23 protein-coding genes are annotated in these 23,189 nt (G+C 39.1%); 13 read left to right on the top strand and 10 right to left on the bottom strand.

All coding sequences use genetic code 11. The annotated features are described in order from the left end of the window. Positions 1–271: 271 nt before the first annotated feature. Positions 272–1,939, bottom strand: coding sequence for a cell surface protein (locus I6F47_RS14385; protein WP_197184084.1), 1,668 nt, complete (start codon positions 1,937–1,939; stop codon positions 272–274). Between the two features lie 72 nt (positions 1,940–2,011). Continuing rightward, positions 2,012–3,478 carry a dGTPase gene (gene dgt, locus I6F47_RS14380; RefSeq protein ID WP_101216034.1) on the bottom strand — a complete coding sequence of 489 codons (1,467 nt, stop codon included), beginning with the start codon at positions 3,476–3,478 and terminating at the stop codon, positions 2,012–2,014. Between the two features lie 163 nt (positions 3,479–3,641). On the opposite strand from dgt, the gene I6F47_RS14375 reads away from it, so the two are divergent. Next, positions 3,642–4,862, top strand: coding sequence for an alkaline phosphatase family protein (locus I6F47_RS14375; protein WP_024591549.1), 1,221 nt, complete (start codon positions 3,642–3,644; stop codon positions 4,860–4,862). A 91-nt stretch (positions 4,863–4,953) separates the two neighbouring features. On the opposite strand, the gene I6F47_RS14370 is transcribed toward I6F47_RS14375, so the two are convergent. Further along, positions 4,954–5,697 (bottom strand): zinc-dependent metalloprotease family protein, encoded by a 744-nt coding sequence (locus I6F47_RS14370; RefSeq protein WP_007583576.1) that lies wholly within the window; start codon positions 5,695–5,697, stop codon positions 4,954–4,956. A 127-nt stretch (positions 5,698–5,824) separates the two neighbouring features. Next, a complete protein-coding gene (locus tag I6F47_RS14365; protein WP_010555212.1) occupies positions 5,825–6,529 on the bottom strand; it encodes a hypothetical protein in 705 nt (234 codons plus the stop codon). A gap of 379 nt (positions 6,530–6,908) precedes the next feature. Between I6F47_RS14365 and I6F47_RS14360 the strand changes: the two genes are divergently transcribed. After that, the gene (locus I6F47_RS14360; RefSeq protein WP_197184083.1) at positions 6,909–8,066 is read left to right on the top strand and encodes a benzoate/H(+) symporter BenE family transporter; all 1,158 of its coding nucleotides are present in this window, start codon (positions 6,909–6,911) and stop codon (positions 8,064–8,066) included. A gap of 137 nt (positions 8,067–8,203) precedes the next feature. Here I6F47_RS14360 and I6F47_RS14355 read toward each other — a convergent pair whose 3' ends face one another. The 5 genes from I6F47_RS14355 to I6F47_RS14335 all read right to left on the bottom strand — a co-directional run bounded on the left by I6F47_RS14355 (position 8,204) and on the right by I6F47_RS14335 (position 12,438). Further along, positions 8,204–9,253 (bottom strand): DUF2955 domain-containing protein, encoded by a 1,050-nt coding sequence (locus I6F47_RS14355; protein WP_007583570.1) that lies wholly within the window; start codon positions 9,251–9,253, stop codon positions 8,204–8,206. Positions 9,254–9,263: 10 nt separating this feature from the next. Then, entirely contained in the window at positions 9,264–10,328 is a 1,065-nt protein-coding gene (locus tag I6F47_RS14350; protein WP_197184082.1) for an HlyD family secretion protein, read from the bottom strand. An 8-nt stretch (positions 10,329–10,336) separates the two neighbouring features. Continuing rightward, positions 10,337–10,804: a MarR family transcriptional regulator gene (locus I6F47_RS14345; protein ID WP_197184081.1), complete on the bottom strand. Its 468-nt coding sequence runs from the start codon at positions 10,802–10,804 to the stop codon at positions 10,337–10,339. Between the two features lie 133 nt (positions 10,805–10,937). Further along, positions 10,938–11,822 carry a spermidine synthase gene (locus I6F47_RS14340; RefSeq protein ID WP_007583565.1) on the bottom strand — a complete coding sequence of 295 codons (885 nt, stop codon included), beginning with the start codon at positions 11,820–11,822 and terminating at the stop codon, positions 10,938–10,940. After that, the gene (locus I6F47_RS14335) at positions 11,815–12,438 is read right to left on the bottom strand and encodes a fused MFS/spermidine synthase (protein WP_007583564.1); all 624 of its coding nucleotides are present in this window, start codon (positions 12,436–12,438) and stop codon (positions 11,815–11,817) included. Before I6F47_RS14335 ends, I6F47_RS14340 begins: the two co-directional genes overlap by 8 nt. A 540-nt stretch (positions 12,439–12,978) precedes the next feature. Between I6F47_RS14335 and I6F47_RS14330 the strand changes: the two genes are divergently transcribed. The 11 genes from I6F47_RS14330 to I6F47_RS14280 all read left to right on the top strand — a co-directional run bounded on the left by I6F47_RS14330 (position 12,979) and on the right by I6F47_RS14280 (position 21,453). Then, the gene (locus I6F47_RS14330) at positions 12,979–13,632 is read left to right on the top strand and encodes a thermostable hemolysin (RefSeq protein WP_121953543.1); all 654 of its coding nucleotides are present in this window, start codon (positions 12,979–12,981) and stop codon (positions 13,630–13,632) included. Then, complete coding sequence (locus I6F47_RS14325; RefSeq protein ID WP_197184080.1) at positions 13,629–15,098, top strand: AMP-binding protein; 1,470 nt, start codon at positions 13,629–13,631, stop codon at positions 15,096–15,098. The genes I6F47_RS14330 and I6F47_RS14325 overlap by 4 nt, the downstream gene beginning before the upstream one ends. Continuing rightward, positions 15,091–15,780 (top strand): TenA family transcriptional regulator, encoded by a 690-nt coding sequence (locus I6F47_RS14320; protein WP_101216030.1) that lies wholly within the window; start codon positions 15,091–15,093, stop codon positions 15,778–15,780. Before I6F47_RS14325 ends, I6F47_RS14320 begins: the two co-directional genes overlap by 8 nt. Next, a complete protein-coding gene (locus I6F47_RS14315) occupies positions 15,777–16,547 on the top strand; it encodes an SDR family oxidoreductase (RefSeq protein WP_197184079.1) in 771 nt (256 codons plus the stop codon). Before I6F47_RS14320 ends, I6F47_RS14315 begins: the two co-directional genes overlap by 4 nt. 21 nt (positions 16,548–16,568) lie before the next feature. Continuing rightward, on the top strand, positions 16,569–17,216 hold the full coding sequence (locus I6F47_RS14310; protein ID WP_197184078.1) for a tetratricopeptide repeat protein: 648 nt from the start codon (positions 16,569–16,571) through the stop codon (positions 17,214–17,216). A 7-nt stretch (positions 17,217–17,223) separates the two neighbouring features. Then, the gene (locus tag I6F47_RS14305; RefSeq protein WP_007583549.1) at positions 17,224–17,883 is read left to right on the top strand and encodes a response regulator; all 660 of its coding nucleotides are present in this window, start codon (positions 17,224–17,226) and stop codon (positions 17,881–17,883) included. Between the two features lie 26 nt (positions 17,884–17,909). Next, positions 17,910–19,223, top strand: coding sequence for an ATP-binding protein (locus tag I6F47_RS14300; RefSeq protein ID WP_197184077.1), 1,314 nt, complete (start codon positions 17,910–17,912; stop codon positions 19,221–19,223). Beyond that, on the top strand, positions 19,216–19,569 hold the full coding sequence (locus I6F47_RS14295; RefSeq protein ID WP_024591521.1) for a cupredoxin domain-containing protein: 354 nt from the start codon (positions 19,216–19,218) through the stop codon (positions 19,567–19,569). The genes I6F47_RS14300 and I6F47_RS14295 overlap by 8 nt, the downstream gene beginning before the upstream one ends. After that, a complete protein-coding gene (locus I6F47_RS14290; RefSeq protein ID WP_197184076.1) occupies positions 19,556–20,296 on the top strand; it encodes an iron transporter in 741 nt (246 codons plus the stop codon). Before I6F47_RS14295 ends, I6F47_RS14290 begins: the two co-directional genes overlap by 14 nt. Next, on the top strand, positions 20,293–21,009 hold the full coding sequence (locus I6F47_RS14285) for a hypothetical protein (protein WP_197184075.1): 717 nt from the start codon (positions 20,293–20,295) through the stop codon (positions 21,007–21,009). The genes I6F47_RS14290 and I6F47_RS14285 overlap by 4 nt, the downstream gene beginning before the upstream one ends. 234 nt (positions 21,010–21,243) lie before the next feature. Beyond that, a complete protein-coding gene (locus I6F47_RS14280; protein WP_002959120.1) occupies positions 21,244–21,453 on the top strand; it encodes a cold-shock protein in 210 nt (69 codons plus the stop codon). Positions 21,454–22,305: 852 nt separating this feature from the next. On the opposite strand, the gene I6F47_RS14275 is transcribed toward I6F47_RS14280, so the two are convergent. Further along, positions 22,306–23,016, bottom strand: a complete 711-nt coding sequence (locus I6F47_RS14275) for a transporter substrate-binding domain-containing protein (protein WP_197184074.1) — start codon at positions 23,014–23,016, stop codon at positions 22,306–22,308. Positions 23,017–23,189 lie beyond the last annotated feature (173 nt).

The following is a 23,189-nucleotide window of genomic DNA, read 5'->3' as shown; positions in this document are numbered from 1 at the left end:
GTATAACGTAGCCGTAAACTCCAGTCTAAAAATACTACCTGTTAAATGTATGCTCTGCACCCATCGGGTCAACAAGTTGTAGGCTTACAAAAGACTCTCAAGCTTGAATATTGCACTAGGCGCTGAGCTTGTTTGCGCGAGAGTGAAGCTTCTAATTACTAGGGCGCATTTTAGGATGGGATAAGAGTGTAAGTAATATGGGGTAAAAAAGCAGTTAATTATTTGGTTACTAAAACTGCGCCTCAAATATGAGGCGCTACTTTAAAACTTACTACTTGGTTTGCATGTTTTTAGCGCGTTCTTCTGCATCTATTAATGCTTGCGATTTTGGCGCGCGTTTTTTCTCTTCTATTTTGGGCTTTTCAGCCGAGTCAGGATCCCAGCTTGAGTCTAACGATAAGTTTGCAAATGGATTGTTACTGTCTGCTTTTTTAGGCTCAATTACTGGCTCATCAACTAGCGGTGTTGTTTGTGCTTGCTCAGGTATCGCGTCTTCTTTTTTAGGCATCGGCTTTTCACCAGGTAATGGTGCATCTGGGTTAAATGTACGCACCTCTGGTTCTTTAAAGTCTTGCTCGGTTGTATACGTAGTCGATTGAGCGTCAGATATTTGCTCTGGAGCGTGTAAATCTATAACCGGCTCACTCGCTGTTACTGGCTCAGGAATAGTAATAACCGGCTCTACAGTGTTATGTTCGGCTTCTATTGGCGCAGATTCCGTTACTTGCGCTGTATAGTGCTTACGTTGTTTTTTTACTGGCTTTGCATCTGGGTCAAAGTCGCGTACCTCTGGCTCATTAAAGCTGCTGGCATTTTTAATGCGCTCTAAGGTTGTTTTAGCGGCGGCTTCAAACTCGGCGGTATTAGGTTCAGGTTTTTGTTTTACTTCGTTAAACGTAGCGGTACTTGTTTGCTCTAAAGTATCTGCTGGCTCCATTTGTGCAGACTCAATTTCACTTGTTTTCACTTGTGTAGCTACGTTGTTTTGCTCATCTGAGATCTGCGTTGTTGTATGTTCAATATCAGTATTTTGCGCTGTGTTAGTAGGTTCCACTGACTCTTCATTTGTCGCTACGCTGCTCTCAACTGCTTTATTATTTTGAGTTGCTTCGTTAATGACGACAGGCTCAATCTCTGGCTCTTTTGTTGTTTGTACTGGCTTTGTTGTTTTAGTTTCAGGCTTAGCTGGTGTAGCAATTTTTTCTGATTTAACTTCAGGTGGAGCCGCTATAGTCGGTTCTGCCATCGCTTTACTTTGTTTTGCACGGCGCAGGCGCACGACTACCATAGCGCCAATAAGTACCACTATAACAAGTATTAAAGTGGGTAAAAGTAACGAGCTTGGGCTTTGTGCTACAGGTTGCGGCGCAATTACTGGCGCTGGTTTAGTTAACACCGGTGCTGGTTTTACAAGTACAGACTTTTCAGGCGTAGGTTGAACGTTTTGCTCTGGCGTCGCCGGTTTTACTTGCTCTATCACAGCTTCGTTTTTTTGCTCTGTAACTACTTGCTCGGGTGCTGCTTTTGTTGGCTCTGCATCAATTACTATTTCGTTACTGTTGGTATTTAGCTGATCGTTTATTTGTTGTTTTTGATCATTAGTTAAATTAAGGGTTTGCTCGTTGATGCTTTCTTTAACAGCTTCTTCAGTGGGTTTAATTACAGGGGCAGGTTCAACAATTTTAGGTTGTGGCTGAGTAATAATAGTCGGCTTAGGCTCTATTATTTGGGGCTTGGGTTGTGCTTGAATTTCTTTTGGCTTATTACAGTTATTTTTGTAATCACGCGCAGCTTTACGATATTTTTGACTCGCTTTATTATTACTATTTTGCTGCATTTCTTGTTTAATTAAAATGCACATAGCTTCGTTGTATGCAGCACTTTGCGCACTATAAAATAAGGCAAAGCAAAGGGTAAATCTAATTAGTTTTGATATCATGAAGTTATGCGCGCTTAAATATTAATAGTTTGATTTTAAGCGCAAAATTAAAAATTATCCAGAGTAATACAACTAATCAATAACCATAAGGCTACGATATTCATCGTAAGCAAATTGGTCGGTCATACCGCTTATATAATCTTGGATTAATCTACAACGATAATAAAACTCGTATGCCGCAAAGTGATCGGGCTCTTCTTGCATCGCATCTATTGCGTGTTGGTAACTATTTAAGTGCTTTTTAGAGAGCTTTTTAACAAGTCGCGACTCTATTAATAAACGTGAATCGCCATTTAGTGCACGCTTAAAGTCATCCTTGTTTAGTAGCAGTAATGGTTTATAGCAATCGAGCAAACCATTAATTATGCGATACCCTTGTAGCTCTAATTTTTCGACTTCTTTGTTTGAAAATACATGCTCAAGCGCTACCTGCTTTAGTGTTTTAGTTACTGCATGTAGATGGCTTCTATCTTCTAAAAGCGCTTGGTTAAAATCGCCATGATAAATAGGTTCTATATTTTCGATAAAGCGTTTTGCGGCGTGATTTACTAGCGGATGTAGCAATGCAACCCGCAAGTATATAAAAAATTCACTATTAAAATTATAGGGTTGTGCTTGTGCACGCTCTAGTGCGTAGTCTACGGCTTTGTCTACAAAATTTTGATGTTGAGCGTCGTCGATTAACAGATTTATTAATACTTTTTTGTAACTACTTTTAAGTTTTTCGCACAGCAACTCAGTGCTTATTATGTCTTTTTCTACGGCGTCTTCTATGTCGGCTAGGCAATACGAAATGTCGTCGGCGGCTTCCATTATGTAACTTGCAGGATGGCGGCAGTAAGGCTCAATAGTGAGCTCTTTTTGTAGCGCTTCAACAAAGTTTTTTTCGCTGTAGTAGTAACCTACTTTTTTCATTAAATAGTTTTTATTTTGCGGAATGTCTTTTACATCAAGCCCAGCAGGGCGAGTGTATTTTAAAATACCAGCACTTTGGCTGTAGGTTAAATTAAGCGTTTGCAAAGAATGAATTATACGTATGCCTTGGGCGTTGCCCTCAAAGTTACAAATATCAAGCGCAAGGTGTTTAAAAACAACACCTATACCGGTGTTTGGTTCTTTACAGCGCTCGGGTGTTACGCTTGCTAGGTTGTTATTAAACCAGTGGTTAATAGCAGCTTCGCCAAAATGCCCAAACGGTGGGTTGCCTATGTCGTGCATTAGGCAGGCCATTTCTACTAGGCTTTCTAGCGGGCGCTCTAGCTCGGTTAAGCCATAATCTTTTTGTTGTTGATAGCTTAAATTAGCAAAAATACGTTGCACTATAAAACGACCAACCTGTTGTACCTCAAGCGAGTGGGTAAGGCGAGATCGTACAGCTGCGTTGCGCTCAAGCGGAAACACTTGGGTTTTTTGCTGCAGCCTGCGAATAGCGGCACTGTTAATAATACGGCCACGGTCGCTTTCTAGCGCCATCTGTAAGTTAGAGGTTGTGCGGTACATTCGTGCTGGCGTTATTTTTTTACTAAAATCTATGGTCATCTTTATACTTGTCCTTTTTTACAATTGATGACTGGCATAGTTTTTAGCACATAGTCATTTGTCTTTAATATACAGGGTTTAATCTATCAGTTTGTATCATAAAGTAACAACTTGCTTTAAAATAATTTTTTGAGTAATTGTTGTGCATTTATAGGTGTTTATAATGAAACAGTGGATTTTAAAGGCAGTATCAATTTGCCTAATGTTAGGAATGAACAGCGCATTTGCTGCAAAAGAGCAAACTGTGGTGCTTGTATCAATTGATGGCCTGCGTTGGGATTATATTGAAAAACACGGCGCGCCAAATTTAAAAGCAATGGCCGAGCGCGGTGTTCGCGCACAAAAGCTAATACCTGTTTATCCAACTAAAACGTTTCCTAATCATATTTCTATTATTACGGGCTTACTGCCGGTAAACCATGGCATTGTTGATAATAGCTTTTGTGATAAAGCGCGTAAAAACGACTGTTACAGCATGGGCAAAGCATTAGGCGATAGCACATGGGTAAAGGGTATTCCGCTTTGGAATTTAGCAAAAATGCAGGGGCTTAAATCGGCTACTTATTTTTGGCCTGAGTCAGATGCATTATTTAACGGCATGACACCAGATTACTTTTATCACTATTCTAAATACAGCGATTACCAAAGCCGTGTTGATCAAATTATTCAGTGGTTAAGCTTACCAAAAGCACAGCGCCCACGCTTTATTGCGAGTTACTTTTCGCTAGTTGATAGCATGGGCCATGAATTTGGGCCAGACGCACCACAAACGCGTGATGCAGTTAAACAGCTTGATGAATTAATGGGGCAATTACAAACTCGCTTAAGTAAATTAGAGCAAGAGGTAAACTTAGTTATTGTGTCGGATCACGGTATGACGAGTATAGATCCAGATAAAAGCATTGATGTAACCACACTACCTCAAGATGAAAACTTTTTAGTTAAAAATACTGGCCCACGTTTACTTATTTATACTCAGCCTGATGCTAAAAACGCTGATATTGAAGGTTACAAAGCACGTTTACGAGATGCGTCAAACGGTCGTTATACAGTATTAACTGACGAACAATTAGCAGCGTATCATTACAATAAAGGCACTCGCGTAGGCGATATTGTGGTGCAAACTACAGCGCCAGCGGTATTTACCAATGGTAAAAAACCAACCTATTTAGGGACTCACGGTTATGCATATACCGAGGATATGGCAGCATCATTTATTGCTGTAGGCCCTGCATTTAAACAAGGTGTAAGCCTTAAAGAAGTAAATAACCTTGATATTTACCCAGTACTTGCAAAAGTGATGGGACTTAAATTGTTAAACAAAGTAGACGGCAATGGTAAAACATTAATGCCAGCAATTAAGCAAAAAATCGTTGTGCATTAGCTTAATCTAAAAGAGCGCGTAAGCGCTCTGCAGGGAAGAACATGTTAAAACTTTAAAGTGGGCTATTTAGCCCACTTTTTTATTGGGCAGCTTATTTAAAGTTAGCAATACTTGTTTTTGTAGCAGTAACTGTGCGAATTGCATGCGCTTGGTTTGTAATACCAAATGCAATACCGTTTACGCTCCAGCCAGGGTTAGAGAAGTAATCGTACTGAGTAGCGCTACCGTAAACGTGCGGGTAAGCCATTATACTTGCAAACTCGTTTTGTACGCCGTGACCCATGCCATCTACATATACACCGCCAGACGTATCACCTTGTTTGCGTGAATGCGCTAAACCTTGGTTATGACCAAGTTCGTGTACAAATGTAGTTGCACCACAATCAATTGCAGTGATTGAGTACATACGGCTGCTCATTGAGCTGTATAGATTGCCATTAGTGCCTTGGCCAACCCATGCTAAACCGCATGAAATAAGCCCATTGCCAGCACTTTGACCAGTACCTAATACGGCAATCATGTCGGCTTTCCAATCGCTGCGTAAACCATCTACGTAGCTGCTATTTGTAACCGAATCTAACCAATCCTCAGACGGCGTTACTGCATAGTCACCTAAGTTTTGTTTGCCAGCTAAGCGTAGTGTTATATCAACGCCATTTTGGCTATATACCTGATTACTAAAAGCAATTAGTTGATTTATTTTAGTGTCAATATTGCTAGTTGCAGCAGCTGATTGGTCGGTATATAAAATACCGATATCGATTGTTTCTGCTTGTGCAACACTTGCTGCACATAATGCCGCAGCCAGTGCGGTTGTTGTGATTACTTTTTTCATTATTGTATTTCCTTACTCTTGTTGTGGTTGGAACTTGTTTTTAACTTGGTTGAGCTCATAAAAAGCAGACACACTAAAGCTGCCTTATAGTGCGGCTTTAGTTGTTTTTTTATATTTTGATTATTGGTTAGCCATCAATTTTTGGTGCAAATATATCGATGCTTTTATCTGATTTGGGTTTTGGTGCGGTTACATCATGCTCTATGTGGCTTTTATATAAATCGCGTTTTGCTGCAATCCATCCGTACTTACCTTTACTTTCGAATACATAATTGCCAGAAGGCGCAGTAAATTGACCATATACGGCATCTTTACCTACCGTTAAAACGGTATTATGCATGCGGCCATCAACACCCACTATTTTGCCAAATATGCTCTTATCGCCATTTTCAGACTCAACCACATTAGTCACTTCTGCGGTGAATGTTTCGGCTGTTTGCGGAATAGCTAAATCAAAATTTTCGCCAGTTTCTAAAGCCTGTAAAGAATTTAAATCAAACTCAATGTAGGCTTCGTTATGTAAGTCGGTAGGTAAAACTTTTGCGTTTATAAGCACTTGCTTTGCTTTGTCGGATAGGCGATTTACGGCATCAAATTCTTCAAACGGTAAGCTGTTGTCAGGGGCAACAATAGGTTTAACGGTAATTGGATCTTTACTCATATCAATAGGTGCAGGGGGATGTGTATTGCGCGTTTTTTGTAAATCAATAGGAACAAAATCAATAGCAACAGGCGCGATAGGTTCGCCCGTTTCATCTGCATTAAAAAATAGCCCATAAACTGCAAATGCCGATAATGGTATAGCAATTAGTAAGACGACAGATCTCTTCATTTGTTTCTCTTTTAGTGTTTTTGGTTAACTGTTTGTTACGTTTTATATTATTAAATGGATTAGATCAAGATAATAAATGTAACCGAAAAGAATTAATTCTAAATTTCATAATTCCTTATAAAATATAAGGATATTTATTTTTGGTATGTTTTTCACTCTTTTTAGTATTGGTTTTTTGTAGGGTTTATGCGGCCTTTGGCGCGTTTGTGGGTACTTGTTTGTTTAGTTAAATACAATGGTTAAAAGTGACTTTTTGACGTTAATTACAATGAAAAATAAAAAGTGAATTTTTTTCACTCTTTGTAAACTAATCGCTAATTGCAATGCATTTATCGGGCACGTATGTTGTGTGCTGCATAAATGGCATTACGAGGGATTTATGAAGGTGTCTGATCAGTTGCTTAACCGAATTACAGCAGGGCTTGTGGCTGTAATTATTGGTTTTTCGAGTTCTATTGCATTGATTTATCAGGTGGTGATAACCCTTGGAGGCACACCCGATTTAGTAGCTAGTTGGATTTTAATGCTTGGTTTAGTGATGGGCACAACGTCAATAGGTTTGTCGTACTATTACAAAGTGCCTGTTTTAATTGCGTGGTCTACCACGGGGGCTGCATTACTGATTTCAAGTGCACAAGGGTATAACTTAAACGAGGCTATTGGCGCGTTTATGCTCAGTGCATTGCTCGTTTTTTTGTCGGGGGTGACGGGCTGGTTTGAAAAAATAATGAACCGTATTCCAAGTGAGCTTGCGTGCGCCATGTTGGCCGGCGTACTTGTTACCTTTGGTATTGATGTTTTTAATTTTATGAACGACATGCCTTTAGTGATTGGCTTAATGGTTGTTATGTACTTTATTGGTAAACGCTTTTTTGCCCGCTTTGCTATGTTAAGTGTGCTTATTATAGGTGTACTACTCGCTTGGCAAATGGGCCATATTGATACCAGCGCACTGCACTGGAAAATGAGCGAATTTGCTTATATTGAACCCGTTTTTCACTTGCAAGCATGCATTAGCATAGGTTTACCACTTTATATAGTTACCATGACCTCGCAAAATTTACCGGGTATTGCTGTTTTAAAAGCGCATAAATATAAAGCGCCTATATCTGCGTCTCTTAATGTGACTGGTTTTGTAAATATGCTTAGTGCCCCGTTTGGAGCTTATTCTATTAATTTAGCCGCTATTACTGCTGCTATTTGTATGAGTGATGAAGCGGATGAAAATCCTGACAAACGTTATTGGGCAAGTATTGCCGGTGGTGTGTTTTATATTTTAATGGCGCTGTGCGCAGCTACATTAGTTGGCTTGGTAGCAAGTTTACCGCAGGCACTTATTTTAGCTTTGGCGGGCATTGCGCTATTTGGCACCATTGCTAATAGTTTGCAGCAAGCCCTTAGTAGTACTAAATATACGGAGGCCGCAATTGTTACTTTTTTAGTAACAGCATCTAACTTAACATTACTCTCAGTGGGGTCTGCTTTTTGGGGAATTATAGCGGGTGTGCTTACGCTCCTTATCACCCAAAAAGACTAAAAACTTTATTGTGTACAAAGAGCTGCTGGTGAGTATTTAAAACAAAATTATAGTTTATTTATATTATAAAAATAGCTTAACTAAGCTTATAAAAAAGGCTGCAATTGCAGCCTTTAGTTTTATAAAACAAGATTTACCTAATCAAAAGTATGATGGCGAGTTACACTAAACCGATTAAGTATATGGTGCATAATATACACAACGCACAGACTTAATATTATAGCCACCGATACCGAGCTAAACCGGTACATTGCGCTATAAACAAGATCTTGGCCTGGCCCGAGTGAGTTCCCAAATAAAATACCAAACGTAGTCAACACACCAAAACCAATACCAGGTATGCCTCCGCCTAAAATATGAAAACGCGCAAAAAGAAACGAAAGTATCCATAAAATAGCCATCGGAAAAAGTAAAAAATCAGAGTGACTATACAAAAATAGTTGCGATAGTAACGCTGCATTACACCCTATAAGCGTTCCAATTGCTCGCTGCCAACCAGCCATACCTGCGGCTTTCCAGCACAATGAAAACAAAATAAGCACAGAAGCTGCCTGCGCAGATATTGAGTCTTGTAAATCAAGAACCTGAAAAACCACAAAAGAGAGCGTAGCCACGGTTGAGCATAACAATACCTCATGGCGAATACTTTCTTTTGCTTTAGCTGGCATTACTCGCCCGGGCCTTGCGGTTACATCAGGAAATAGGCCATGCATTAATGCTCCAATAACAACGGTTAAAAATATAGCCAAACCATTAGTTAAAATTAACGGATAAATACTACTTCCTTCATCAACATAGCTCGAAAAATGTAGCTGAATAGAAAGGCTTATCACGCCTAAAGCGCCAAATAAAAAGGCACTACCGCTACTCATTTGGTAAAATAAAAAGCAAAAAACACCAAACACTAATAATGTCATAACGACTGGTAAGTGAGAAAACAATCCCTGCATTATCAGCACTATAAGCGCGCTAAATGCAGCAGATGCTATAAATTGATTTATAAGCCCACGACTTAACGTAGGTACCATGCCCAATATCAACATAGGATAAACGGTAAAAAATATACCATTAGGCCAGTTCATTAATTTACTAATAGTAAAGCCAAGGGTGCATCCACCTGCAATGCGTAGTGCTTGGCGAAGGCCATTAGAGTCTAATTGTGGGCCTTGGCTAACAATTTGAGTCATAAAGCCTCCATTAATAAATGTAGTGTAACCAGCTAATAAATCTAATTTGTGCAGAGCCAAACCATTGCCCAATTGTCGATTCGGGTAATAATTGTACTGTTGCACGTGACCCGCTTGGCATGTTCGCTATTAAGTTTTGATGATTTACGAGCTTTAAATGAATACGTTGACGCTGTGCATCGCGTACCCAACGATTGCTGGTTTCTGTTGTACTTAGTAAACCATTTGCACTAAGTTGACCGTTGCTAACACCTGCTTCAAATGTTTCTAGTATTGCGTCGTAAACTTCACCTGGGCGGCTATCAAATACGACGCGCGCTTGAGTGCCTTGCTTCATATTTGAGAGTGACTTTTCTCTAAAGTCGGCAACTAAATCGGCTTTTTTAGCGACAATAGCTAATAACGGGCTACCTGCAACTGCGTATGCGCCGTCTAATAATTGTAAGTTAGCAACTACGCCGTCACTTAGTGCACGTACTTGCGTGTAGGATAAATTTAACTCAGCCTGCGCTAACTGGTTAGCAGCATGACGCATAGCTAAGTTTTTATTACCTGAGTCACCTCTAGCTAAAACTGCTTCAGCTAACTGCGCTTCTAGGGCCGCAACATTTGCTTTACTGGCTTCAAAATTAGCACGAATGCTTTCAAGCTCTTGCTCCGATATAGACTTTTGAGTATAGAGTTTTTCGCCTCTGCTTTTTAATAGCTTTTGCTCATGCTGCTTAGCATTTGCGGCACTAATTTGTGCTTCAAGGGCTTTAACATTGGTATCAAGACGCTTGTTTTGTAATTTGGCATCATCAAGCGCGAGTTGAGCTTGCTCTTTGGCTAAATTATATGGGCCTTCATCGATACTAAATAATATATCGCCCGCTTTAACTGATTGGTTATTATTAACTTGCACACTAGTGACTCGGCCACTAATTTGCGGTGATATTTGCACAACAGGGTGGTATACACGTGCCTGTGGTGTTACAGGCAAAACCATATCGGCCACTAAATAGTAAATAAATACTAAGATAAACCCTATGAGAGAAAACCTTACATAGCGTGCAAACTTTTGATCCGGTGTCATTTTTAGCCTTACTTATTAACTTGAATACATTTAAGGGCGTTTTGCTCTATTTTGATCAAACCAAATGCAATGGCATCTAGCTGCTCAACAGATAAACCGCTGTATAACTGATTTTTTATATCGGAAATAGTCTCTTGCAATAAATGTAAAATGGCATCACTTTGCTCAGTAAAATAGAGTCTTTTACTGCGCTTATCATGTTTGTCTACACGGCGAACGATTAACGATTGCTCCTCTAATTGCTTAAGCGTGCGAGTCAGTGAAGGCATTTCTATCCCTAAGCTATTAGCAAGTTCAAGTTGTGTTAGTCCCTCACCACGCATATTTATATGCATTAGTGCAGTCCAGCGCGACTGAGTAAGTCCCAAAGGCTCAACAGCAATGGTTACTGCTTCGCGGCATAAGCGATGAACTCGGCCCATATTACCGATAACTGTTAAATCGAGCGTCTCGTGAAAAGGTTTTTGTGTAGGCATAGCCATCCCAACATAGTTAGCAAGCTAACTATTTTATCATTACTTAGCTTGCTAAGTAAATATGCGTAGGTGCGGGAATTGGCAAAATATTTGCTAAACCTCACCTGTAAAAAATGGTGAGGTTTAGGGGATTTTAAAAGTTAAGTAAATTAGCTGGGGAGTATTGATCGGTAAGTACTTTTGTATCTGCAGGCCAATCTTGGCCGTCTTTAGTAAAGTGCATAAGCTGGCTAATCGCTTTTATATCTACACCGTATTTTACTAATTTAGGGGCGAGAGCATTAACACGCGTGTTAATTTGCGCTTCGCTCGGTATTGATTTAAGCCCCGCTAAAATAATACGGTTGCTGCGATTTTCGCGGCTTACATTTATAAAGTCGCCAAATACAGCGTGGTAAGTTGCCGACTCATGCTCATAAAGTTTACTACTTGAAAACGTATTTGCGGCAATAACGCCACCATCGGCTAATACGCTTTGTACTTCTTCAAAAAACTCTTTAGTGAGCAAATGCTCCGGAATATAGTCGCCGTTAAACGCATCCAAAATAATCCAATCGTACTTTTGCTTTTTAATAGCGGCGCGCTTTATAAAAATACGGCCATCTTGCACGCTTGATGTCACTAAGTCGTTTTCTATAAAGTTAAAGTAATCGCGTGCAACTTTAGTTACTGCAGGATCTATTTCAACATTATGAATATTTGCAGTGGGGTATAGCTCATGAATAACGTTAGAAAGTGTACCGCCACCCAATCCTATAATAAGTACACTTTTAGGGTTGTCGGTTACTAAAAGGCTCGCAAACGTCAATTTTGTGTAATTAAAAACAAGTTTGTCGGGATTGCTTTTATACATGCAACTTTGGCTTGTTTGGCTACTTTTAGTATTAAATTTAAGGCAACGTAAGTCGCTTGTTTCTTCAACAATAATATTGCGATAAAGCGAGCGTTCTTCATGAATAACCTTACTAAACGCAGAACCTGACAACACAATTAATGGCAGTAGCAAATATTTAAGCATGAGCAAGCCCCTTATTATTAACCAAGGTATTAATAACAATCGCGACTAAACCCAGTGCCCCAAGTGTTAAAGCAAAGGCGCTAATAATTGTATTCACGTCAAACGCGAGTACAAAGTAAAAAGAGGTAATTATAGTACCCAGGGCACTGCCAAGCGTACTTACAAAGTATAAACGCCCAGCCACTTGGCCGCTTTTATCGCTATCTGTTACCAGTAAGCGCACAGAGTAGGGCGAGATCATGCCTAAAATAACGGTAGGTATAAAAAATAAAGCAGTTGACGCTAAGAGTGAGCCGTAGCGGCTATCTTCAATATGGGTAAATATAAATTCCATTATAGGCTGCGAAAATAATGTAATAGGCACTACCATAATGCTGGCAATTAAAAATATTAGACCATATTTGGTAAGGGATGCATTTTTAGTGCTGAGTTTACCACCAAGTAAATACCCAAAAGATAAACTAAGCATAAACACAGTAATTATACTGCCCCAAATATGCACGCTACTGCCAAAAAAGGGGGCAAGAATTCTCCCACCTAAAAGCTCAATGCCCATTATGCAAAAGCCGCTGCAAAAAGCTAAAAAGTAAATTAACGCGTTTGTTTTTATGCTCATGTAATTATCGTTATGTAACTTAAGTAGAACACTATACTAACGTGATGCATACAAAGCTGCTAGGGCCTGTTGACCTTTCAGGATTAAAATTTGTTCTATCTAGGGGCGATTTAATCGCGGCGCGAGGTTTGTAACCTAGTGGGCTAAGTAAAAACCGATCAACAAAGAGTTAATCGTCCCTAGAAAGAACCCAGAGGGCAGCGCATGTTTGGTATTTATGCTGCGTTATCGCCCATTAATGGGGAATAACCACACTACATAGGCTCTGCCTTGCCTAAAAACCAAACATACTGCTGCAAATTTAACCTCGAAAGATAAATAGGCCCTAGGGTAATAATTAACCTAAGTTTAATTTAAAAAAGAAGTTTTGTTATAGCAATTTGTTAGTTAGTTGAATTCTGATCTATTTAGCTTGCCTAGGCCCTCGCGATTTAACACTTAAGACGCTTTTTCATTTAAATTAATTTTCTTAAGTTTTCTTTAAGTTTCACTCGTTAAGTTTAAACCCTGAAATATAAACAGGTTTAAATGAGCGAGCTTATGCAATTAGCCCACACTTCTACATCATTAGGTTTAACACAAAATAACAGTCAATTTATTAGTGCTCGTATTAATGATGTGCATCGAAAAAATCTCGAAAATACAGTGAAAGAAGGTTTTTTAGTTGCGTATAACGCTAAGCTTACCTCTTTTATGCCACTACTTTGCCAATACGTTACCGAGCAAGGAAAGTGCACGTTAGGGCTAAGGCAAGCAACTTCGCCATTGTTTATTGAGCAATATTTAGCATCACCCGTTGAAGATTTTTTAGATGAGAGCATTTCTCGCAATAAGATTTTTGAACTTGGTAATCTCTGCTCTACAAATCGAAGAGCAACACTTGCACATTTTATTATTGTTAACGAAGCTCTGCAAAGTGTGGGGGCAAAACATTTAGTGTTTTGTGCAACCAACAAAGTGCGTGCTTTATTGCGCTTACTTGGTGTTACGTGTACTGAAATTGCACTTGCGAGCAGTTTTGTAGTTGAGAACCCATTAAAGTGGGGCAGCTATTACGCCAACCAACCAACAGTATGCATTGTGAGCCTAGAGCAAGCTCACCAACAAGTATTAAATACCCCAATGCTTTATAGTTTGATGCAGCAAAACCACTCAAGTATTAATTCTTTGGTAAATGCATTGGTGAATGTATGAATTACTATAATACACATTCAATATCGCCATTAATTATTGCCCATAATAAAGAGCAAACACTTGAAATTAACGGTGGTGAGTTTAACCAGCAAATACAAAAAGTAGTAAAAATACTACAAAGCTTTAACGGCAAATGTGTCGCTTATAAGCTCGATAATACGCCAGCTTGGCTTGTTATTGATGCCGCTACTGCAGTTTCTAACAAAGTGGCTGTGCCAATTGCTCACTTTTTTAGTGAACAACAAACTCAATATGTACTAGCGCAATGCGGCGCACATTTATTTATTAGCGACACGCTAAACCCTTTACTTGGGGAGCCGACTGCATCGATTACTTTATTTGAGTTTTACACATTATATATTTACGAAATCGTTGTAGCTAAACCCGTCAGTTATTTTCCAGAAACTCAAAAAGTAACGTTTACATCAGGATCGACTGGGCAACCAAAAGGCGTGTGTTTATCTGCAAATAGCCAAATGCAGGTAGCTCAATCTCTGTGCGATAAGATTAATATTAAAAAGCCTGTTCATTTATGTTTATTGCCGCTTGCTGTATTGCTTGAAAATATAGCCGGTGTGTATGCCCCCTTAAAAAGTGGCGGTACAGTGCATTTAATGCCGTTAAATGAATTAGGCTTTGTTGGAACTGTATTAAAACAACCCGCACAGCTTATAGCTGCTATTGATAAAGTTAAGCCAAATACGCTTATTTTAGTGCCTGAACTATTAGCATGCTTAGTTGCTTTTGCAGAAGATGGGTGGCAACCGCCTAGTTCGTTACAGTTTATTGCAGTAGGTGGTGCGCTTGTCAGCGAAATGCTATTAACCAAAGCGCGTAGCTTAAATTTACCGGTATACCAAGGTTATGGGCTTTCTGAGGCGGCATCTGTAGTTAGTTTAAATACGCCCACAAACGATAACCTTCACAGTGCAGGCTCTGTGTTACCTCATATTCAAACCAAAATTGAAAATGGCCAGCTTTTTATAAAAGGCGATTTGTTTTTAGGTTACTTAAATCATCAACCTCACGACAAAAACCAGTGGTATGCAACCGGTGATCTAGTCGAGCAGCATCAAAATACCTTATTTATTAAAGGCCGCCTAAAAAACCTAATTATTACCAGCATGGGTCGCAACATCAGTGCCGAGTGGCCTGAATCACTATTACTAAGTCAAAGCGGAATTTTACAAGCGGTTGTGTTTGGTGAAGGTCGACCTTTTTTAACCGCCATTATTTATGCCGATTCAAAGCTATGTAACCCCGTGTTAGCTCAATACATTAACGCAATTAATGAACAACTACCCGACTATTCACGAATTCAAAAATGGCATCGTTTAACTGCCCCATTAAGTGTGCAACAAGGATTATTAACCACAAATAATCGCCCAAAACGAGATGCCATAAGTAAGCAGTACCATGCTGTGTTTGAGCAATTTTACCGACTTGGAGAAGTAATTAATGAGTGATTTTTTTAACACCCTCAAAGAGCAAACTAAACAAGAGCAAAACTATCTGCTTGCAGCGCCTATTATTCAGCGTGTTTTTAAAGGCGAAGCATCACTTGAAGAATACGCCTCGTTTTTAGCGCAAGCGTATCACCATGTTAAGCACACTGTGCCATTAATGATGTCGGTTGGTGCGCGATTAACCGACGATCAAGAGTGGCTGCGCGAAGCGGTCGCAGAATACATTGAAGAAGAGATAGGTCATCAAGAGTGGGTACTTAATGATATTGCAGCCTGTGGTTTTGACAAAGAAACAGTACGGTGTAGTCAGCCGCAATTTGCTACCGAAATGATGGTGTCGTATGCGTACGACTCCATTACACGTAAAAATCCATTGAGCTTTTTTGGCATGGTGCATGTGCTTGAAGGCACTTCTATAGCGCTTGCTGATGGCGCAGCTTCAAATATTGCAAATGCTGTGGGCTTACCTAAAAAAGCATTTAGTTATTTAACCTCTCACGGCGCACTTGATATAGAGCATGTAAAGTTTTTTGAAAACCTAATGAACCAAATAACAGATGAGGCGGATCAGCAAGCCATACTACATGGTGCAAAGCGCTTTTATCGTTTATACGGCGATATATTTCGTGGACTCGATGACGAACCGTTTTTTAAAGCAAGTGCACAAGGTAAATTGGCATGAGTAGCGCTTTATGTGTGTTAACCGGCGCAACAGGCGGAATAGGGCAAGCTATTGCTAAAGCTCTACATGCAAAAGGGTGGAAGTTACTGCTTGTAGGGCGAAATACGCAAGCCCTTGAGGAGCTCAGTAGTGCATGCTCAGACAGTGAAATATTTGCTGGCGATTTAACCGACGATACAACACGCATTAACTTAGCAATAAAAGCCAAGCAACTCGGTGGCGTTAAGTTACTTATTAACAATGCCGGTATAAATACAATGCAAAGCTTAGAGCACACAAGTTCTGAGCAAATAGACAATATGCTCGTTACTAATTTGTCGGTGCCTATTAAATTATGCCAGCTATTTTTAGGGCAGTTACACTATACCAAAGGCACCATTGTTAACGTGGGCTCATCGTTTGGCAGCATTGGTTACCCGTTTCAAACACTTTATTGCGCCAGTAAATTTGGTTTACGTGGTTTTACAGAAGCGCTCTCGCGTGAGTTGAATGGTTCAGGCGTTAAAGTGACCTATTTAGCGCCTAGAGCAACAGATACATCCATTAATAGCAGTAAAGCGCGTGCAATGAATAAAGAACTCGGTAATAAAATGGACTCGCCAGAATTAGTTGCTCAAGAGTTATTAGTGCTTATAAATTCGAATCAAACAAGGCGTTTTATTGGTTTTCCTGAAAAATTATTTGCACGCATAAATGGCGCATTCCCAAGCGTTGTTGACAACGCTATTGCAAAACAACTTCCTAAAATTAAACGTTTTTTAAGTTAACAAACACACAAGGGCAAAATTATGTATAAATTTACACTCGCATTTTATTTAGTACTAACAACTGTATTTGCAACCGCAGTACACGCAGATGAAACACAAGACTTAACCTCTATTCAACAAAAGTGGGCAATTGCTAACTACGAACTTGAAGATGATGCGCAAATAGATGCGTTTACACAACTAAGTGAGCAAAGTGCATTGTTTGTTAAAAACTACCCAAACTCGGCACAAACACATATTTGGAATGGTATTGTGTTAGCCAGTTTTGCAGGCGCAAAAGGCGGGTTGGGTGCACTTGGTTTAGCAAAAGAGGCAAAAACGTCACTCGAAAATGCACTCTCAATTGATGGCACTGCACTAAATGGCTCAGCTTACGCAAGCCTTGCAACGCTTTACAGTAAAGTACCTGGTTGGCCAATTGGTTTTGGTGATGACGACAAAGCTGAAAAATTATTTAAACAAGCGCTCGCTTTTAATCTCGAAGGCATTGATACTAATTACTTATACGGTGAATACTTGTATGACGAAGGCGATTATAAACAAGCTAAAGCACGACTACTTGTAGCACAAGCTGCGGGCATTCGTGATACTCGTGCAAAAGCAGATGAATATCGCCAACAAGCAATAAGCCAGCTATTGGTAAAAGTAGATAAAAAACTAAAAAGATAAACACATAATGCATTTATTACTCGTTGAGGACGATCATTTAGTGGCGCAAGGGCTTATTCGCTCTTTGCGTCAAGAGGGCTACAGCGTAGAGCATAGTGGCACAGTTAAGCATGCCTTAGAGTGCCTTTCTAGTGGTGAGATTGAGCTTGTTATTCTCGATTTAGGATTACCTGATGGCGACGGCTCGCAAGTTTTAAAGCATATTAAAGCACAAAAAAAAGTTATTCCGGTGGTTATTTTAACTGCTCGCGGCAGTATTGATGACAAAGTCCAAGGGCTAGATATGGGGGCAGACGATTACCTTGCAAAGCCGTTTGACCCTGCTGAGTTATTTGCTCGATTACGTGTAGCAAGCCGGCGCATTAACCAAACACAATCAAGCTTATTGCGCTGTGGTGATGTAGTAATGGATACATCAGCTCATACAGTTACACTAAGTGGGCAGTCACTTACACTGCCGCGAAAAGAATACATGCTTTTAAAGGCGCTGATGGAAAATCAGGGAAGGGTGCAATCAAAACAACAACTCGAAAACAAACTTTACCAATGGGGTGAAGAAGTTGGCTCTAATACTATAGAGGTGCATATTCATCATCTTCGTAAAAAATTCCCTAGCGATTTTATTAAAACCTTACGTGGCATTGGCTACGTGGTTGGTAAGCGTTAGGGTGTGTTTATCTTTCGAGGTTGAAAATGTCTATTCGTAAACGTCTGACCTTAATTTTACTTTCAATGATGGTGCTTACTTGCTTTTTAGCATTAGTAAAAGGCTATCAAAAAAGCATGCGCCACGGCGAAAACTTGCTTGATAATGAACTTAAAATAGTGGCTGGCGTTTTAATTGAGCAACCATTAGCACTAAGCACAAATGCAGTACAAGTAAGCAATAATAGTGCTCAGTTGTTGTATCAAATTTGGCAAAACAATAGTTTACTTAGCGGCTCATCGAGTTTAACGAATAACCAAATTAGTTTTAGCGAGGGCTTTCAAACTGCCAATGTAGCAGGGCAGCGTATGCGAGTGTTTGTGATGAGTAAAAACACCCGTAAAGTCATTGTTGCTGAACCTATGGCAAAGCGGTTTGAATTAGCTGAAGCAGTTATTTTATCTGCAATGTTACCTATGCTATGGGCAGTCCCTCTGCTTGCTATTTTTATTAGCTTTTTTGTTAAATACGCATTAGCCCCTCTTACTCGATTATCTAAGCAGCTGGCTACTCGCCAAGCAAACGACTTTACGCCAATTAACTGGCAGGTAACCGACGAAGAAATTAAACCGGTTATTAATCGTTTAAACGACTTATTTAAACGCGTAGAAACTGCCTACTTACGGGAGCGCTTTTTTGCCTCAGATGCAGCTCACGAATTACGTACCCCGCTTAGTAGTTTAAAAATTAATGTACACAATTTAGCTAATAAGCAAAGCAGCTCGCAAAACCATCAAGAATTACAAGCTATGTCACAAGGCATTAATCGCTTAAGTAATATTGTTGAACAAATGCTAATTTTAGGACGCACTCAGCCTGAGCAATGGCAGAGGCAGTTTAGCGAGCAGTCATTGTTAACGATTACTCAGCAAGCCGTATCGGAGCAATACGACAAAGTAGACGAAAAAAATCAAACGATTAGCCTCGAAGGTGATGATTTTATTATTAATGGTGATGAGTTTACATTAACCACACTCATCGCTAATTTACTTAGCAATGCCATAAAATACACCCCCAATAATGGTCAAATAATAATTAAATTAGCATCAAGTAATAACAGCTATAGTTGGCAAATTGATGATTCTGGTGCGGGCATGACTGAAGAGCAAAAAGAGCGAATATTTAATCGCTTTTATCGCGTGGGTGGCGATCAACATCCATCAGGCGAGCAAGGTGCGGGTTTAGGTATGGCGATTGTTCAACACATAATTGCTATTTATGGCGCAAGTATTCATTTAGCGAATAGCCCTTTAGGCGGACTAACCGTTAAGGTTACTTTTACAGGAGTAAAAAGTGACTAAACGTTTATTCAATCAATGTCTTTGTTGTTTGCTATTTTTGTCGTTTAACGCGGCGAGTAAAGAGTACCTTATTATTTTAAAAGATCATTTGTTTTATCCCTCGCAAATAATTATTCCCGCAAATAAAAAAGTAAAACTATTGATAGAAAACCAAGACAGCACACCAGAAGAGTTTGATAGCTTTGATCTAAACAGAGAAAAAGTACTCTACCCAAATCGTAAAAGCATTATTTATATAGGGCCACTAAGTAAAGGGCATTACGAGTTTTTTGGTGAGTTTTCGCCAAATACAGCAAGGGGCGTTGTTATAGTTAGCGATGAAGGGGCACAGCATGCTAATAACTAGTTTAGTCATGAGCCTTAACCAATTACTACCAGTGGCTATTTTATTAGTGCTACTACAAGTAGTTAAAAAACAAAGCTCTTTAAAAATAGGCTCTGCTTTAGTAATAGGCGCGGTAATGTCGTTTTTGTACATGCAAAGTGCGTCGTGGGTGAGCCAGTGGTTTGAACACCAAGGGTTAGAGTACTCACAAATAGGGCTATGTATCACTATATTTATTGCTGTATTGGTATTTGCACTAAAGCAAAAGTCAGCGGCATTTTATATCGCAGTTATAAGCACAATAACGCTGTATTTAAGCCACTATATTATTTACCTCACCAGTTTTTGGCAAAATAATGATGCAGGGCAAAGCTTATTTATTGGCACTTTATTAGGTGTGGGAATTTGTTTAAGTTTTAGCGTATTGCTGTACTTTTTAATGAATGCAATTAAGCACCGTTTTGGTATGTACCCGCTTTTTACTTTGCTTGCTTTTAACAGCGCGGCTAAGTTATTAGTTGCACTGGATTTGGCAAGCCAAATAGATTTAATTACAAATACCTCAACAGTGTGGGACTTACGTAATGTGTTAAGCGAAAACTCTGAGCTAGGCCGCGTATTGCGAGCTCTTGTTGGTTACGAGGCCACTCCTGATTTAATGAGTGTACTTATATATAGTACAAGCAGCGTGTTATTTTTATTACTTTGTTATGTTATTTCGGCTTCAATAACTAAGGAACGTGTATGAAAGCACTCAACCTATTTTTAGCGCTTAGTTTTACCGCTCTTTGTTTGTTGGTATTCTCAATCCAAGCAAAGGCTGATGGTATTGTTGTTGATAAGGTATATCACCCCTATGTTTTGCCTTTTGAGCGTGAATTTGAGTGGCGATTAGTGTCGCACCAAACAGATAGTGGCAACATACTAGCGCAGCGTTTGGGTGGCGGTGGTGCTATTAACGATACAATGGCACTCGAAGGCTATTTAGTTGGTGAGCGAGACGACAACGGCGACTTTGGATTAGAAGCTTATGAGCTTGAGCTACGTTGGCAATTAATTGAACAAGGTAAATTATGGGCTGATTGGGGGGCGTTATTTGAGCTTGAAAAAAAGCATAACGAAGATGTGTATGAGGCAACCTCGGGTTTTGTGATCGAAAAAGAATTTGGAAAAACAAGTCTTACGCTAAATGCTTTTTTGGTTTATGAATGGGGGCAAGACATTAAAAACGAATGGGAAAGTGAGTTTAGAGCACAATATCGCTATCGATATCGCTCTGCTTTCCAGCCTTCTATAGAGGTTTACGTAGGTGAAGACTTTATTGGTATAGGGCCTGGCTTTATAGGTTTACAGCGCTTTGATGGGCAAAAGCAATTAAAATGGGAAGCGGGTTTCATCACTGAGATAAGCCAATCAGAAAAAAACCATAGTTTTAGGCTCGCATTAGAATTTGAATTTTAATAACAACTAAAAGTAGTTTTGGTTGTTATTATTCTGATTATAGATAGGTACTTGACATATTATTTAAACTCTATATAGTGGGCCGCAGCTAGAAAGAAAGCATGTAAGCTATAAATCTCCATTTCGATATAAGTAATACTTGTAGTACCGTCCTGAAGTTTTTAAAGTACCATCTCATTTTTTGCTACACCCGCTCTTATGAGCATATTTTTATTTTTATTTCAGGATATTACAATGTCTAACATCGTATCAGGTACAGTTAAGTGGTTTAACGAGTCTAAAGGTTTTGGTTTCATCGAGCAAGAAAATGGCCCAGACGTTTTCGCACATTTCTCAGCAATCAAAAGCGAAGGTTTCAAAACTTTAGCTGAAGGCCAACGTGTAGAGTTTACTCTTTCACAAGGTCAAAAAGGTCCACAAGCTGATAACATCACAGCTGTATAATTTTACTTTTTAAGTAAAATGAAAAAAAGCGCTTAAGGCGCTTTTTTTGTGTCTGAAATTTGACTCAAACCAAGCAACGCCCATTACCACTGTAAATTAACTAAATGATATTGCTATTATTAAGCCCCTCCTAATATTTGTTTTTCTATTCTTCTAAGTCATTGCGCTAATGCAAGTGAGTTTAAGCTTGTAATTTATACCGAACATTTCTCCCTTATAAATTCAAAACGACAAAGATCAGCTTGTTGATTACTCTCGATATTGTAAAAGATATTTGCACAGCTATTGATATAACCTGCGAGTTTAAATTGCTTCCTTGGAAGCGTGCTTATAACTTAGTTTAAAAGCCCCTTACTTTGGCATTGTTTCAATAATTAAAAACATCGAACGTGACCCACCATTTTATTGGGCTGGGCCGCTAGGCGCGAGTCAAACTTTCTTTTATAAGCTCAAAGCTGATAAGTAAGTTATACCAATTCCATTAAGTATGTGGTCTAAATTTTACGCCGAAAAAATAATTCAGCTCTAGGCGTAAATAAAATTGGTTTTAAAGCGGGCGAAAACTTACTAATTTTTGGAGGCGAAAACAATATATGGATTTGTTTTTAAAAAGAAAAATAGATCTAATTTGGGGCTCATAATGACAATAATGCATCAGCTGGAACCTTTGACTATAAAGTGGGGAAGGTGCTGAAAGGCTGTAAAAATTATATCTTTGTGCGCTTGTGAGCAATTACATTGCATTTAATAAATCAGTACCAGAGCATGTCATAAAGCAATTTTATGAAGAATATAAAAAGTTAAAAATGAAAGATGATTTTGTCGCCCATAAGCATACTTATCTTCAATGATTTATCTTTCGTAAGGCAGCCCTTTATTTTGCTTTATTTTTAAAAATGCAGCTTGCAACGCTTCAATTAAACGCATATCTGTTTTTTTATTTGCAGCTAAATAAGCATCAATTGTTAGCTCATCTATTTTATAGATAAACCTTAAGTGTGCTGGTTTGAGCTTTAGGTAGTCGCTCATCTGCTGCATATATAATGGATCGTCTACAATTAAATCTACTTTTTTAGCTAATAGTAAAGAGTATGATTTTTGAATATCAGAGGTTAAAACAACTTCAAATCCAAGTTTAGTGAGGGTTTGTGTTGAAAAGTCATTGCGTTGCATCGCAATTTTATACACTTTTGCTTGTTCAGTATTATTTATAATAAGATCATTTCGCTCTGATAGGCCGATAAAGCCCAGCTCAAATCGTCCAACTGGTCCAATCCAATAAAATTTATTTTCTCGCTCTACAGTGCGTGCAAGGCTGTATATAAAGGTGTTTTTTAACTCATCTGCAATTTTATAAGCACGTGCCCAAGGATACATTTGAATGTTAGGTGTGAGATCAGCCTCAGCAAATATATCTCTGATAAACTGAGTACCTTCACCTGCTACCTCGCCATTAATCAATACTTGGTTTGGTGGTGCTAACTCTGTAACAACAAGCAGGGCTTCCTTTGCTTGAACATACACAGAACAAATTAAAAAAAGAGAATAAAGAATATATTTCACAATAGCGAATCGTCATTCGGTTAGCTTAAGTAATAATAAGTGTGGCTGAAAATATGAAAAATACAAAAATTATTTATGTGAACTTGTTACTAAGATATTGGTTTATTTGAGTTATGTATAACTATAAAGGGGGCTAGATAGATAAGTGGTTCGAGGTTAGAAGTAGTTGAGGC

Origin of the sequence: Pseudoalteromonas sp. NZS37 (genome assembly GCF_015864265.1) — a bacterium.
Taxonomy (GTDB): Bacteria; Pseudomonadota; Gammaproteobacteria; order Enterobacterales; family Alteromonadaceae; genus Pseudoalteromonas; species Pseudoalteromonas arctica.
The sequence above is the reverse complement of the archived record's forward strand: the minus strand, read 5'-3'. Positions and strand labels throughout refer to the sequence as shown.

What these genes read in the sequence shown, in the direction of transcription:
- I6F47_RS14300 (WP_197184077.1), top strand. Translation starts at nt 17,910, where the DNA reads ATGTCTATTCGTAAACGTCTGACCTTAATTTTACTTTCAATGATGGTG.
- I6F47_RS14350 (WP_197184082.1), bottom strand. Translation starts at nt 10,328, where the DNA reads ATGACACCGGATCAAAAGTTTGCACGCTATGTAAGGTTTTCTCTCATA.
- I6F47_RS14285 (WP_197184075.1), top strand. Translation starts at nt 20,293, where the DNA reads ATGAAAGCACTCAACCTATTTTTAGCGCTTAGTTTTACCGCTCTTTGT.
- I6F47_RS14320 (WP_101216030.1), top strand. Translation starts at nt 15,091, where the DNA reads ATGAGTGATTTTTTTAACACCCTCAAAGAGCAAACTAAACAAGAGCAA.
- I6F47_RS14310 (WP_197184078.1), top strand. Translation starts at nt 16,569, where the DNA reads ATGTATAAATTTACACTCGCATTTTATTTAGTACTAACAACTGTATTT.
- I6F47_RS14305 (WP_007583549.1), top strand. Translation starts at nt 17,224, where the DNA reads ATGCATTTATTACTCGTTGAGGACGATCATTTAGTGGCGCAAGGGCTT.
- I6F47_RS14325 (WP_197184080.1), top strand. Translation starts at nt 13,629, where the DNA reads ATGAATTACTATAATACACATTCAATATCGCCATTAATTATTGCCCAT.
- I6F47_RS14360 (WP_197184083.1), top strand. Translation starts at nt 6,909, where the DNA reads ATGAAGGTGTCTGATCAGTTGCTTAACCGAATTACAGCAGGGCTTGTG.
- I6F47_RS14345 (WP_197184081.1), bottom strand. Translation starts at nt 10,804, where the DNA reads ATGCCTACACAAAAACCTTTTCACGAGACGCTCGATTTAACAGTTATC.
- I6F47_RS14330 (WP_121953543.1), top strand. Translation starts at nt 12,979, where the DNA reads ATGCAATTAGCCCACACTTCTACATCATTAGGTTTAACACAAAATAAC.
- I6F47_RS14335 (WP_007583564.1), bottom strand. Translation starts at nt 12,438, where the DNA reads ATGAGCATAAAAACAAACGCGTTAATTTACTTTTTAGCTTTTTGCAGC.
- I6F47_RS14340 (WP_007583565.1), bottom strand. Translation starts at nt 11,822, where the DNA reads ATGCTTAAATATTTGCTACTGCCATTAATTGTGTTGTCAGGTTCTGCG.
- I6F47_RS14365 (WP_010555212.1), bottom strand. Translation starts at nt 6,529, where the DNA reads ATGAAGAGATCTGTCGTCTTACTAATTGCTATACCATTATCGGCATTT.
- I6F47_RS14375 (WP_024591549.1), top strand. Translation starts at nt 3,642, where the DNA reads ATGAAACAGTGGATTTTAAAGGCAGTATCAATTTGCCTAATGTTAGGA.
- I6F47_RS14315 (WP_197184079.1), top strand. Translation starts at nt 15,777, where the DNA reads ATGAGTAGCGCTTTATGTGTGTTAACCGGCGCAACAGGCGGAATAGGG.
- I6F47_RS14385 (WP_197184084.1), bottom strand. Translation starts at nt 1,939, where the DNA reads ATGATATCAAAACTAATTAGATTTACCCTTTGCTTTGCCTTATTTTAT.
- I6F47_RS14290 (WP_197184076.1), top strand. Translation starts at nt 19,556, where the DNA reads ATGCTAATAACTAGTTTAGTCATGAGCCTTAACCAATTACTACCAGTG.
- I6F47_RS14370 (WP_007583576.1), bottom strand. Translation starts at nt 5,697, where the DNA reads ATGAAAAAAGTAATCACAACAACCGCACTGGCTGCGGCATTATGTGCA.
- I6F47_RS14280 (WP_002959120.1), top strand. Translation starts at nt 21,244, where the DNA reads ATGTCTAACATCGTATCAGGTACAGTTAAGTGGTTTAACGAGTCTAAA.
- dgt (WP_101216034.1), bottom strand. Translation starts at nt 3,478, where the DNA reads ATGACCATAGATTTTAGTAAAAAAATAACGCCAGCACGAATGTACCGC.
- I6F47_RS14355 (WP_007583570.1), bottom strand. Translation starts at nt 9,253, where the DNA reads ATGACTCAAATTGTTAGCCAAGGCCCACAATTAGACTCTAATGGCCTT.